The sequence below is a fragment of the Aerococcus sp. HMSC062A02 genome, from assembly GCF_001809535.1.
Classification (GTDB): domain Bacteria; phylum Bacillota; class Bacilli; order Lactobacillales; family Aerococcaceae; genus Aerococcus.
In genome coordinates, this window is record NZ_KV797910.1 from 84,560 (window position 1) to 97,749 (window position 13,190).

At 48.1% G+C, this 13,190-nt stretch carries 9 protein-coding genes; 8 read left to right on the top strand and 1 reads right to left on the bottom strand.

Going from position 1 to position 13,190, the window contains the following annotated elements; genetic code table 11:
- Positions 1-45 precede the first annotated feature (45 nt).
- Positions 46-2,724 (bottom strand): YfhO family protein, encoded by a 2,679-nt coding sequence (locus HMPREF2626_RS01220; RefSeq protein ID WP_083294279.1) that lies wholly within the window; start codon positions 2,722-2,724, stop codon positions 46-48.
- 160 nt (positions 2,725-2,884) lie between these two features.
- Between HMPREF2626_RS01220 and HMPREF2626_RS01225 the strand changes: the two genes are divergently transcribed.
- The 8 genes from HMPREF2626_RS01225 to glmS all read left to right on the top strand — a co-directional run bounded on the left by HMPREF2626_RS01225 (position 2,885) and on the right by glmS (position 13,110).
- Positions 2,885-4,972, top strand: coding sequence for a penicillin-binding transpeptidase domain-containing protein (locus HMPREF2626_RS01225; protein ID WP_070616807.1), 2,088 nt, complete (start codon positions 2,885-2,887; stop codon positions 4,970-4,972).
- A 93-nt stretch (positions 4,973-5,065) separates the two neighbouring features.
- On the top strand, positions 5,066-5,221 hold the full coding sequence (rpmG, locus tag HMPREF2626_RS01230; RefSeq protein ID WP_067975665.1) for a 50S ribosomal protein L33: 156 nt from the start codon (positions 5,066-5,068) through the stop codon (positions 5,219-5,221).
- Between the two features lie 140 nt (positions 5,222-5,361).
- Complete coding sequence (locus HMPREF2626_RS01235; protein WP_070616809.1) at positions 5,362-6,024, top strand: rhomboid family intramembrane serine protease; 663 nt, start codon at positions 5,362-5,364, stop codon at positions 6,022-6,024.
- A 31-nt stretch (positions 6,025-6,055) separates the two neighbouring features.
- Positions 6,056-7,030 (top strand): ROK family glucokinase, encoded by a 975-nt coding sequence (locus tag HMPREF2626_RS01240; RefSeq protein WP_070616811.1) that lies wholly within the window; start codon positions 6,056-6,058, stop codon positions 7,028-7,030.
- A 6-nt stretch (positions 7,031-7,036) separates the two neighbouring features.
- Positions 7,037-7,432 carry a rhodanese-like domain-containing protein gene (locus tag HMPREF2626_RS01245; RefSeq protein WP_070616813.1) on the top strand — a complete coding sequence of 132 codons (396 nt, stop codon included), beginning with the start codon at positions 7,037-7,039 and terminating at the stop codon, positions 7,430-7,432.
- Positions 7,432-8,076, top strand: a complete 645-nt coding sequence (locus HMPREF2626_RS01250; RefSeq protein WP_070616815.1) for a DNA-3-methyladenine glycosylase — start codon at positions 7,432-7,434, stop codon at positions 8,074-8,076. The genes HMPREF2626_RS01245 and HMPREF2626_RS01250 overlap by 1 nt, the downstream gene beginning before the upstream one ends.
- A gap of 286 nt (positions 8,077-8,362) precedes the next feature.
- Positions 8,363-11,002: a valine--tRNA ligase gene (locus HMPREF2626_RS01255; RefSeq protein ID WP_070616817.1), complete on the top strand. Its 2,640-nt coding sequence runs from the start codon at positions 8,363-8,365 to the stop codon at positions 11,000-11,002.
- A 299-nt stretch (positions 11,003-11,301) separates the two neighbouring features.
- Positions 11,302-13,110 (top strand): glutamine--fructose-6-phosphate transaminase (isomerizing), encoded by a 1,809-nt coding sequence (glmS, locus tag HMPREF2626_RS01260; protein WP_070616819.1) that lies wholly within the window; start codon positions 11,302-11,304, stop codon positions 13,108-13,110.
- The last annotated feature ends 80 nt before the right edge of the window (positions 13,111-13,190 follow it).

Sequence of the window (13,190 nt, forward strand, 5' to 3'; positions counted from 1 at the left end):
AAAGTCAGGCCTGATCGACTTTTGTCACCCTCTCTTTTGTCGTTTTTATTTCTTCTTGTCTCTGCAGTAGAGGAGGATGAGGAGGCCTGCTGTTGTTGCTGAGACGATCAGTCCGGTAGTCAGGGCACTAGGCCAGAAAGATAAGCTAATCTGGTGCTTACCCGCCTTGCCAAGGGGGATGGCAGTGAAACCGCCGTCTAGGACGGGCTGGCTAGCGACTTTTTTACCGTCAACGGAGAAGGTCCAGTTCTGGTTGTAGGGAAGGGTGAAGACCAGCCAGTCTTGGTTTTCCTGGCTTTCGACCTGTCCCTGGATTTGGCGGTTGCTGAACTTATCAATCTTGAGGCCGGAAGCCTGGAGTCGACCTGCCATTTGGCGAACATGGTCTGGGTTGAGTCGGTAGAGGTTGACATTGTTTAAGTCCAGGTCATCCGCCAGCAATTTGATAGAGAAGCGGTGGCTTTGACCAGCTTCATTGGCTGCTAGGTTATAGACTTGGACACTATTGAAGCTTTTCTCATAGGCCATGGGCTCGCCATCCAGGTAGAAGACTAGGTCATCTTCGTTCAGATGGCCAGGTACCGTCAAGTAATAGGAATCATTGGAATTAAGCTGGATATCGAAATGAATCCAGGCATCGCTCTTATCTGAGGTCTTTCGGTAGTGGGTGTTGATCTGTTTGGGATCTGCACTCTCTACCTTATCTAATTCCAGACCAGCAAAAGAGGCCACTTGGAAATACTGGTAGTAATCCTTAATTGCTTGGCGGTTGGCAACTTGCAGGAGCTGGTCCTGGAGCAAGATGGGATAGGCATTGTGGAGCTTAAGATCTAAGATCTCCCTAGGTAGACTATAAGCCAAGGGGAGGGCACTATCGTTCTCGTAAGCCATTAAATAAGAGTCGGATTGTACTAGGGGATAGCGCTTGGTATCAGGTCGGCTACTAGCGGCTTGGAGATGGATCTGGTTACTGCTTTGATCTGCCGTCTGAGATTTACTTTCGACCAAGTAACGGACACCAAAGAAGGCATCAGTAATTAGAGTTCCGTTATTATAGGACACAAAGCCTTCACTGGTTGGGAGGCCCAGATAGCGGAAGAGCTCAGTGGTTGACTTTTCGATGGTGGAGTTGAAATGGCTGAGGCCGTAATAGTTGAGCTGCATGGGATCATTCTTGGTTCGCTGGAAGAGCTTGCTGATGCGGTAGAAGTCCTTACTAGCAGGATTGAGCTCTTCAATGAAGTCTTCGGTCAGTTGATTGTAGTCCGCGACTTCAGAATGACTGAGATAAGAGATAGCTGACAGAGTCAGACAAGTATTAGCGGAAAGTTCCACAACCGTGAGCAAATAAATGAGAAAAGTTGACCAAGTAGGACGGCGGTCGATAAAGAATAGCATCAGGTTAAAGAGAATGAAGAGTACAAAGCTAGCTAGGATATAGGGCCCCTGCAGGTAGTCGAAACGCTCGCCTTGGCTGAGGACATAGACCGTAGACGCCGTGAAAAGCCCCAAGAGGATAAGGGCTGTCTTGAGATGGAAGGTGCGTAAGTGTCGGTAGCCCCGGTAGGCCAGGAAGAGACAAAAGAAGCTGAAGACAAAGCTAAAGCGGTAGGGGTACCAGATAGGGGGCTGGAAGCCATGCCAAATTATATTGAGGGCTTTGACATTCATCGATAGGATGACTAGGAAGAGGACCAGCCCAGCCCCCCATTTTTCTTGGCGGGGAATCTTCTTTTGGCTAAAGTAGAGGGCGAGAGCAATTAGGCCCAGGCTACCGATATAGACATTGGGCAGGCCCTCAGGCATCTGGTCGAAGTTAAAGGGGGCCAGGTAAAATTTGCTCAAAAGATCCTGGATTGGATAGGCCAGTTCCCATTCCCAGTTAACCTCACTCGCATAGGTGCCCTTGCTTAGACTGAGTGCCTGGTAGCTCGGCAGGAGGACTAGGGCAGCTAGGCCAGCTGCGGCTAGAGAAGTCCAAGTAAAGCGCCAGACTTGTTTCAAGCTGGCCTGCCAGTTGGGCCAGGAAAAGTCGCGGATGAGGGCATAGACCATGTATAGGGCTAGGAAGAGGCAGACCATGTAGCCCATGTAATAGTTAGCGATGAGGATATAGGCCAGGCTCAGGATATAGACGGGCCATGAACCTTTCTTTAGGAGCTTCTCCAAGCCGTAGACGACTAAGGGGAGGAAGGCATAGGCGTCTAACCACATGACATTTAGCTGGTTAGCAGAGACATAGCCAATCAGAGCGTAAGCAAAGGCAAAGCTAAGCGACCGCCAGGAGATGTCGCCGTAGTGCTTAGCCAGGAGGTATTGGAAGCTGGCACCAGCCGTTCCGATTTTAGCTGCAATGATTAGGGCTACGGCCAGGGTCATCCAAGACTTGGGAAAGAGGAGCAAGATAAGTAGATAGGGGCTCATTAAATAATAAGTCCAGGTCCCAATCATTTCTCCTCCTAGGGCTTTCTGGAAGCTGTAGAGGGCTTGGTCCCATTGTCCCAAGAGAACATTGCGGTAATAGGCATAGAAGTCAATATATTGCTGGCCCAAATCAACAGTGTAGAGACTTCCATCCCCGAAAGGAAAAAGACCTAGACCAAAGAAATAAAAGACCATAAGGATGACAAAAGGTAAGCCAAAGCTGGCCACTAAGGACCAGGCTAGGGGATGCTGGTGGATATTTTCTTTCAGGGTCTGGTAGTAGCGACTGATCAGATTCATGGGGACCTCCTTCTTAGAATCACGTCTTCATTTAATCTTAATATAAGCAGGGCGAATAGCCAAGACCTTTTATCCTTTAAGCTTAAGATAAAAATGGGTCCTGCGGCTTTCATTCAAACGGTCCATTTGCTATAATAAATGTCTGAAAGAAGGTGAAGAATTGGACAAGCAGCAAGTTAAGCGCAAAGAAACGCACTGGGATCGTTATTTAAATCGATTGAATATTCTTTTGGTCCTAGTTTTTGCTGGATTTGCCCTCTTGATCTTCCGTTTGGGTTATTTGCAGTTAGTCAATGGTCAGACCTTCGAGGAATTGGTCCATCTAACGGAGACAAATGTAGCTAAAGAGGGTGTGCCTCGTGGTTATATTGTCGACCGAGATGGCCATAAATTAGTTGATAATGAAGGCTTACAGGCAATCGGCTACACACGGGGCAAGAATACCAGTGGGGAAGATATGGCTAAGACGGCACGTAAGTTAGCCGACTTCATTGAAATGGATACGGAAGCCTTAACCGAACGTGACCTGAAAGACTATTGGGCAGCAAGTCATGAAGATGAACTTAATGACCGTTTATCCAGTGAGGAGAAACGCTTGAAGGGCGGACAACTCTATGATGCCCAGCTCAACCGTATCCAGTCAGAAGACTTGGACAAGTTATCTGACCAAGATAAGGAAGCTGCCGCGATCTATAAGCAAATGAATAGCGCCTATGCCTTCAGCACAACCCTGATTAAGCATGAGAATGTGACTAATGAAGAAGTAGCTCGAGTCAGCGAGCACAGCGCTGACCTGCCTGGGGTGACAACAACCATTGATTGGAAGCGGGTTTACCCTGAAAAAGACCTCCTGCGCAGTGTTCTAGGCTCTGTTACGACCGAGAAAGAGGGGCTGCCAAGTCATCGGGCTAATCGCTACCTGGCCAAGGGCTATGCCCGCAATGACCGGGTCGGCCAATCTTATCTCGAAGAAATGTATGAAGCAGACTTGCGAGGGGCCAAGGCCAAGTATGAGACCGAGGTCAACCAGAATGGTGAATTGGTCCAAAATCGGCAAAAATACTCTGGCGATATCGGAAACACCCTCCGCCTAACCATCGATACCAACTTACAGAAGCAAGTCGAAGCCATCGCCGAAGACTATTTAGAAAATAAGTCTACTGGCGAAAATAATCAGATTTATGTGGTCGCAACAGACCCACGCAATGGCGAGGTGCTGGCTCTGGGCGGCAAGCGCCGGGGTGAAGATGGTAAGCTCTACGATGATGCTTTAGGAACAATCAACGCTTCCTTTGAAATGGGGTCAACCGTGAAGGGAGCTACCATTGCGGCCGGCTACTACTATGATGTTCTTGAACCAGGGGGAGATAATACTTTTGTCGACCAGGCCTTGAATTTCTCAGGGACGCCAATCAAAGCGTCTTGGTGGTATGCTTTTGATCCAAGCCGCCGGGTCGTTTTGGATGACCGCAAGGCCCTAGCTATCTCCTCTAACGTTTACATGATTCGGGTGGCTATGGCGATCGGTGGCATGCAAGAATACACAGATGGGATGTCTCTGGTAGACCTTGATCCTAATTTAGGGAACAAATTGCGTCATGTTTATGCTCAATTTGGCCTAGGAGTTGAGACCGGTATTGATCTTCAGAATGAATCCACCGGTCTGAATGGTGGAGAATCTGCTCCAGGGAACTACTTAGACATGTCATTCGGCCAGTTCGATACCTATACCCCCATGCAGCTCAACCAGTATGTGGCAACCATTGCCAACGGGGGTAAACGCTATGCCCCCCATTTAATGAAGTCGATTGAAAAGACGGATACCAGCCAAAACGCTAAAGAAAACTTTAACCAGTTGATCTACAAGAGCCAACCCCGTCTTCTCAATGAAGTCCAGGTCGAACCCGCCGCCATCCAAGCCATCCAAGAAGGCTTTCGGGCGGTTGTAGCAGATCCAGATGGCTTGAGTAATGATCTCTTTGGGGGCTTCCCAGTGCCTGTCGCCGCTAAGACCGGGACAGCAGAAACCAATGAACGCGGAATTGTCAATTCGACCTTTGTGGCCTATGCTCCCTATGACAATCCGCGCATTGCCATTTCAATTGTTATCCCTGCCAAGTCTTCATCGGCTGCGGATGTCGACGCTCAAAGTGTAGGCTATGATGTTTTATCAGCTTACTTTGGTCACAATACAAAACAAAATGAAGCAGACCAGAGTCAAGAAGCCAGCCAAGGATCAGACAACTAGAAAAATCATTTTGCAAAGTCTTAAATCATATGCTAAAATATTGTGGTATGCTAAAAAAGAGCAAATGAAATCAAATCAATGGGAGGTAGTCCAATGCGCGTTAACATTCTTTTAGAAAATACTGAATGCAAGGGTGAACGTTTATACCTAACTGAAAAAAACAAACGTAACAATCCTGATCGTTTAGAATTAAAGAAATATAGTCCAAAATTAAAACGTGTCTGCTTATTCCGCGAAGTTAAGAAATAAGTTTCAGACAAGTCATGCCGTGCTCCTCTCTGTGATGAGCCGGTGCAAAGAGGGAGAGTGCTTTTCCCTCTTTTTATTTTACCTTCACAAGAAGCTACTCTATAATAAATCTATGGACCTTAAAGGGAAGGCAGGATGTTATGAAGCAAAAGCAGCCCATTGTTACTTATAGCCTACTAGCCATCCAAATTATTGTTTGGTTATTAATGACCTGGTTGGGAGGCAGTGAGCGAGCGGACATTTTAGTTTTATTTGGAGCCAAGGTGAATGCCTTGATTGCGGGCGGCCAGTATTGGCGACTGCTGACCCCTATCTTTATCCATATTGGCTTTACTCATTTGCTCTTTAACTCGATTACCTTATACTACTTGGGTCCCATGGTCGAAAGTATCGTGGGTCATTGGCGGTTTTTGGTAATTTATTTACTTTCTGGATTGATGGGGAACTTGATGAGCTACCAGTTCTCAGCTGCTATCTCAGCCGGGGCATCAACGGCCCTCTTCGGCCTCTTTGCCTTCTTTATTGTTAAAGCCTACATGCATCCCAATAATCCTTACTATGAAGCTTTAGGACGAACTTATAAGACACTTATTGCTATGAACATTGTTTTAAATCTTTTGGCTTCTAATGTGGATATTGCAGGGCACTTAGGCGGGGCCTTGGGAGGCTTGTTGAGTTCTTTTATCTTTGCTCAGAAGCAAAATGAAGTTAAAATTTGGCAAATCGTCTTAGCACTCGCTGTGTATGTGGCCATCGTTTATTTCATTCTTGCCAAGACTGGCATTTACCAGCTATTATTTTAGTATGTGTTGATTGAAAGAGGAGGACATTCAAATGGCTGAATATATTGTAGGAATAGACTTGGGAGGCACTTCTGCTAAACTGGCTTTATTTGACCGCCAGCTTGACAAAGTGGGGCGCTGGCAAGTCGCGACAAATGCTAAAAATGGCGGGCAAGCCATTATCCCTGACTTAATTGCCTCTATCCAAAGCGAACTTCAGGAACACAAGTTAGCTTCGAGTGATTTGATTGGGATTGGCATGGGGACCCCTGGCAGCATTGACCGCCAAGCCGGTAGTGTACAAGGGGCCTTTAACCTGGGCTGGGCCAAAGCCCAAGACATCAGAGGGGCCTTCCAGGAGGTCTTTCCTGGGGTGAAAGTGGCCTTGGAAAATGATGCTAACGTGGCAGCCCTCGGGGAGCATGCCAAGGGAGCTGGTAAAGACTACCGTCACCTCTTACTAGTCACCTTGGGTACGGGCATTGGTGGAGGCCTAATTGTTAACGACCAATTACTGGTTGGCGCGGGTAACGCCGGGGAAATCGGACACATCCAGGCTAATCCGGAAGGCTTTCTCTGCACCTGTGGCAACCGGGGTTGTATTGAAACCATTGCTTCAGCAACCGGCTTCCGTCAAACAGCTTTGGCCCGTGCCAAACAAGAGGAAAGCCCTGAAAGTTCCTTCAAGAGCTTTGTCCAAGCCCATCCTGACCGAATTGATGCCGAGTTAATTTTTGAAAAAGCTAGGGCTAAGGATGCTTTTGCTCAGGCAGTTGTGGAAGAATGTCTCACTTATTTAGGGCGCTGCCTCAGTCAAATCGCTAACTCCGTCCATCCTCAATGTATTCTCTTAGGTGGCGGGGTGGCCCAAGCCGGAAATTATTTAATCCAGGGACTGAAACCGGCCTTTGAAGCTGGTCTCTACCCAGGTATTAAGGGAAGCGTTGAGATTAAGATTGCCAGCCTGGGCAATGATGCGGGAATGATCGGAGCAGCTTCCCTTATCCAAAATGATCTAAAGGAGTAAGATACTATGAGTCAAAATATTATTTTATACATTTTATTAGCCATTATCCTAGGCTACGGGATCTACCTTGCCTACCAGTGGTGGCAGCGAAAACAGGTAGCAACTACCCTATCCCAGGAAGATTTTGAAGCCGGCATGCGCCAGGCCCAAGTGGTGGATGTGCGTGAAGCTAATGAGTTTCGATCGGCCCATATTACTGGGGCACGGAATGTCCCTTATTCCAGTCTCCAACAAGGGGTTCCAGGATTCAACAAGAGCCAACCTATTTATCTTTATGATGATGGGGTAGCCTTAGCCGGCCGAGCTGCAGCTAAGTTTTATAAGGCCGGTTTTACTGATCTCTATATCCTCCAAGGGGGCTTCAGAGAATGGGACGGGCGGATTAAACGCCGTGATGCATAGTGGGAGAAGCGACCTTCTTTAAAGATCCTAATCTGACGACGATTGACATAGCACAAGACCTCCTCGGTTGCCTATTGGTTAGCGACCTAGCAGAGGGACGGACTGCGGGTTGGATCGTGGAAACGGAGGCCTATTTGGGTCATAACGACCGAGCAGCCCATGTTTATGGAGGTAAGCGGACAGCGCGCACGGAAGCCTTCTACCACGAGGCTGGCATTTTCTATATTTATAATATCCACGGTCAATTATGTCTAAATATGATCACCCAATCTCCAAGCATTCCACAAGGAGTCTTAATCCGTGCTCTGGAGCCAGCACAAGGGCTTGACCTTATGACCGAGCGCCGTCAGAAAACAGGCCTTGAATTAGCTAATGGCCCGGGGAAGCTTTGCCAAGCGCTTGCAGTTGACAAAGAACGAGACTATGGCACATCAGTAGAAGAGCGTCCTCTCTATATAGACCTCGATCAGCGGCGCTATCCTCGGCGAATCGCCTCATCAGCTCGTATTGGGATTCCTAATAAAGGGGACTGGACAGATAAGCACTTACGCTTTTATGTCGAGGGACATCCTGCTGTCTCTAAAATGCCCAAGCGCCAGTCCAACTTGGCCCAGGCCTGGAAAGAAGAATTGCCAAATAACTAAAAAACTGTTACAATTTAGCATAGTGATATGAAAAAAGTAATGCGCAAGAGGCCTTAAAATCATCTGTCCTAAGCGAGTGGGGCTTGGTGGAAACCCATGGCAGATCTTTAGGGTGTAGCTTGCAAACTGACATATTTGTCCGGTTTAAGGCCGTTATCTTCGAGTCAAAAAATTAGGTGGCACCGTGTAAACTTACACCCTATCCCTTTCGGAGGATGGGGTGTTTTTCTTTATGAAGGGACACCTGCCTGTCGGAGAACTTGTCAAGTAAGAAAGGAAGTCTGTCATGCAAGAAATTGATATGCCAACAAAGTACCAGCCCAATGAAGTTGAGGCTGGCCGTTATGACCAATGGCTGGATACCAAGGTTTTTGAGCCCAATGCCAATCCTGATGTAGAGCCTTATTCGATTGTGATTCCACCACCCAATGTGACGGGTAAACTCCACCTGGGCCATGCTTGGGATGTGACCCTCCAAGATATGATTATCCGCCAGAAACGGATGCAAGGCTATGACACCTTGTGGCTACCTGGGATGGACCATGCCGGGATTGCTACCCAGGCTAAGGTCGAACAAAAATTGCGCGAGGAAGAAAATGTCTCTCGCTATGACCTAGGTCGGGAAGCCTTCATCGATAAGACCTGGGAGTGGAAGGAAGAATATGCTGAAACCATCCGTAAGCAATGGGCCAAAATGGGGATTTCAGTTGATTATGACCGCGAACGCTTTACCTTAGATGACGGTTTATCTGAGGCAGTTCGTAAGGTATTCGTGACCCTCTATGAGAAGGGACTGATCTACCGCGGCGAATATATTATCAACTGGGACCCGGTCTTCCAGACGGCTCTGTCCGATATCGAAGTGGTCTATAAGGATGATGCGGGGGCCTTTTACCACCTGGAATATCCCCTGGCTGATGGCTCTGGCAGCCTCCGCCTAGCAACTACCCGGCCCGAAACCATGCTTGGGGATACGGCTGTAGCTGTCCACCCTGACGATGAACGTTACCAAGACTATATCGGGAAGACGGTCATTTTACCCTTAGTCGGTCGGGAAATTCCTGTGATCGCAGATAGCTATGTAGACCGCGAATTTGGGACCGGGGTGGTTAAGATTACACCAGCCCATGATCCGAATGACTTCGCAGTCGGCAACCGCCACCAGCTGGAGCGGATTAATGTGATGAATGCCGATGGTAGCATGAACGAAAAGGCCGGCAAGTACCAGGGCATGACCCGGGAAGAGTGTCGCAAGGCCATTGTTGAGGACCTTAAGGCGGATGGCAGCTTGGTTGAAATTGAAGAAATGGTCCACAGTGTGGGGCACTCCGAACGGTCAGATGCCGTTGTTGAACCACGCTTATCGACCCAATGGTTTGTGAAGATGGCGCCGCTGGCTGAGAAAGCCTTGGCCAACCAAAAAACGGAAGACCGCGTAGATTTCTATCCTCCACGTTTTGAACAAACCTTTATTTCTTGGATGGAGAATGTCCATGATTGGGTAATCTCACGTCAACTCTGGTGGGGCCACCAAATTCCAGCCTGGTACCACAATGAAACAGGGGAAATCTATGTCGGCATGGAAGCTCCTGCTGACGAAGAAAACTGGACCCAGGATGAAGATGTCCTCGATACCTGGTTCTCCAGTGCGCTCTGGCCATTCTCTACTATGGGCTGGCCGGATGAAGATGCAGCGGACTACCAACGCTACTTCCCAACCAACACCCTGGTAACAGGCTATGACATTATCTTCTTCTGGGTCAGCCGGATGATCTTCCAATCCCTGGAATTTACTGGTCGCCGTCCCTTCCAAAATGTCTTGATCCATGGCTTGATCCGCGATTCAGAAGGCCGCAAGATGTCTAAGTCTCTGGGTAATGGGGTTGACCCAATGGATGTGGTGGACCAATACGGAGCAGATGCCCTTCGCTGGTTCCTAGCAACTGGGTCGACACCTGGTCAGGACATCCGTTACTATCCAGAAAAACTAGAGGCTGCCTGGAACTTCATTAATAAGATTTGGAATGCCAGCCGCTATGCCTTGATGAACCTGGACGGGCTCAGCTATGATGAGATTGATCTGAGCCAGGTGACGAACATCGTCGACAAGTGGATCCTCACCCGCTTAAATGAAACCATTGAAAAAGTCACCCGCAACTTCGATAACTTTGAGTTCGGAGAAGCTGGACGCTCACTCTACCACTTCATCTGGGATGACTTCTGTGACTGGTATATTGAAATGAGTAAGGAAGTCTTGAACGGCGATGACCAAGCCGCTAAGTTAACGACCCGGTCAGTTCTTGCCTATACCCTTGACCAAATCCTGCGCTTGCTCCATCCGATCATGCCTTTTGTTACGGAAGAAATTTGGCAAAATGTGCCCCATGAAGGTAGTAGCATCGTGACTGCGGCCTATCCCGAAGTTCAAGCGGATCAAATCGATAAAGAAGCAGCCAAGCAAATGGAGGCTCTAATCAGCCTCATCCGTGCGGTCCGTAATGCACGGAATGAGAATAATGTGGCACCTTCTAAGGCGATCGATATCCAAATTAAGGCGGATAGTCCGGCCACTAAGGACACGTTAGAGGCTAATGGCGCCTATCTGGACCGCTTCCTGAACCCTGACCACCTTACCATTGCGACAGACCTAGAAGTTCCCGATAAGGCCATGACTCTCTTCTTTGATGCAGGGGAAGTCTACCTTCCTCTAGCTGGTTTCTTAAATCTCGACGAAGAAATTGCCCGTCTTGAAAAAGAAGCCGATAAATGGCGGGATGAAGTTGCCCGAGTTGAGAAGAAATTAGCCAACCAAGGCTTTGTTAATAATGCTCCTGAAGCAGTTGTCGCTAAGGAACGGGAAAAAGGTAGCCAATACCAAGAAAAACTTCAAGCTACCCTGGAACGTATCGAAGATTTAAAAGCTTAGATTTATAATAATGAAAAGGCTGGGACAGAAGCTCCCAGCCTTTTCAATTAATACGCTTTATGGCAATTGATTGACAAGCTAAAAAAGCTTAGTATAAAATAGAAGGGATCTTCTAATTCATTTAAGGAAATCCTATAGGGATAGCGCCAGGCCTAGGAATAGGTGACGAGGACTGAACTTATCGAATAATCGGCGGATGGTTCAGAGGCTGCATGGTCTATAGGCAGGCCCTCAAATACACAAGGGGCAGGCCAGATGCTGGAAGATCTAGTTATTCTAAACTTTAGGAGGAAATTTATATGTGTGGAATTACTGGATTTATTGGTCAGGGGGACGTCACAGAGGCCCTCTTAAACGGGCTAGAACGTCTGGAGTACAGAGGTTATGATTCAGCGGGGATTTTTACTGTTAATTCTCAAGGTCAAGGTCGGCTTTTTAAAGCAGCTGGACCGATCCAAGCCTTGCGGGATAAGGTCGAAGCTGGCCCGTCAGCAAGTGCTGGGATTGGGCATACCCGCTGGGCGACCCATGGTGTGGCTAGCGAGGCCAATGCCCATCCCCATCAATCTGCGGATGGTCGTTTTAGCCTCGTGCACAATGGAGTGATTGAGAATTACCAGGAAGTCAAAGAAAAATATCTAGCAGATTATCCCTTTAAGAGCCAAACGGATACGGAAGTGGTCGTTGCACTGATCGCTTACTTCGCCGAAAAAGATCAGCTGTCCGGTCAGGAAGCCTTCCTACGTGCCTTAAAAGAAGTTGAGGGCTCTTATGCCTTTGTGCTCTTGGATAAAACGAATCCTGATCATTTGTACGCGGCTAAGAACAAGAGTCCACTCTTATTGGGGCTCGGTCAAGGCTTTAATTGCTTGGTTTCTGATGCTATGGCGGCCATTCAATTGACCGACCAATACCTAGAAATCCATGATGGAGAGGTCATTGACCTGGAAGCCGACGCCTACCATATCCAAGATGCAGCTGGTCAGCCGGTCCAACGGCAAGCTTACACTGCCCGTCTCAATGCGGATGATTTGGAGAAGGGAACCTATCCTTATTACATGCTCAAGGAGATCGATGAACAACCCGCAGTCCTACGCCGGATTGTCCAAGCCTACAGTGATGACCAGGGGAATTTAAGTGTAGATTCTGATATTCTGGCAAAGATCCAAGCTTCCGACCGCCTCTATATCATTGCGGCGGGGACTTCGATGCATGCTGGCTTAATGGGTAAGGCCTTGATTGAATCCTTGGCTAAGATTCCGGTTGAGGTTTGTATCGCCTCGGAATTTGCCTATGACCGCCCCTTATTGAGTGAGAAGCCTTACTTTATCTATATCTCTCAATCTGGGGAAACTGCTGACTCCCGGCAAGTTTTGGTTCAGACTAATGAAGAAGGCTATCCTTCTTTAACGATTACCAATACGCCAGGGTCTACCTTGTCGCGTGAAGCGGACGATACCCTCCTCCTCCATGCGGGACCAGAAATTGCGGTTGCTTCGACTAAGGCTTACACAGCACAAATTGCGGTATTGGCCATTCTTGCCGATGCCTTGGCCCAAGCAAAAGGCGAAAAGCTCGCCTTCGACATGAAGCAGGAATTGGGACGGGTGGCCCAGGCCATGGAAGCAGCTGTGAGTGAGAAAGACCGCTGCCATGACCTAGCCCGTCAGTATTTTGCCGACCAATCGACTGCCTTTTATATTGGGCGGTCATTGGACTATTATTCTAGCTTGGAAGCAGCCCTTAAATTAAAGGAAATTTCTTATATCCAAGCTGAGGGCTTTGCGGCTGGTGAATTGAAGCATGGGACCATTGCCTTAATTGAGGAAGGAACGCCGGTCATTGCGCTGATTAGCCAAGAGAAAACGGCTGCAATGGTGCGGAGTAATGTGGAGGAAGTCCGCTCGCGCGGGGCTCAAGTTATCCATATTGCCAGCGAAAATTGCCAAAAACCGGGGGACCAATTGCTGGTGATGCAGGTAGAAGAGTGTCTTTTGCCGTTGGTGAGCATTGTCTACGCTCAACTTCTCGCTTATTACGCCACCATTGAACGAGGCTATGATGTGGATAAACCAAGAAACTTAGCCAAATCCGTAACCGTTGAATAGACGAGGTAGCAATAAATTTAGAAAAAGGCCGCAGGAAAGGGCTTAGTACCTTCTCCTGCGGCCTTTTTGGGCATAAAAAA

Bases quoted from the DNA above. Each gene is read 5' to 3' on its own strand.
- HMPREF2626_RS01220 (WP_083294279.1), bottom strand. From the start codon at position 2,724: ATGAATCTGATCAGTCGCTACTACCAGACCCTGAAAGAAAATATCCAC.
- rpmG (WP_067975665.1), top strand. From the start codon at position 5,066: ATGCGCGTTAACATTCTTTTAGAAAATACTGAATGCAAGGGTGAACGT.
- HMPREF2626_RS01235 (WP_070616809.1), top strand. From the start codon at position 5,362: ATGAAGCAAAAGCAGCCCATTGTTACTTATAGCCTACTAGCCATCCAA.
- HMPREF2626_RS01240 (WP_070616811.1), top strand. From the start codon at position 6,056: ATGGCTGAATATATTGTAGGAATAGACTTGGGAGGCACTTCTGCTAAA.
- HMPREF2626_RS01245 (WP_070616813.1), top strand. From the start codon at position 7,037: ATGAGTCAAAATATTATTTTATACATTTTATTAGCCATTATCCTAGGC.
- HMPREF2626_RS01255 (WP_070616817.1), top strand. From the start codon at position 8,363: ATGCAAGAAATTGATATGCCAACAAAGTACCAGCCCAATGAAGTTGAG.
- glmS (WP_070616819.1), top strand. From the start codon at position 11,302: ATGTGTGGAATTACTGGATTTATTGGTCAGGGGGACGTCACAGAGGCC.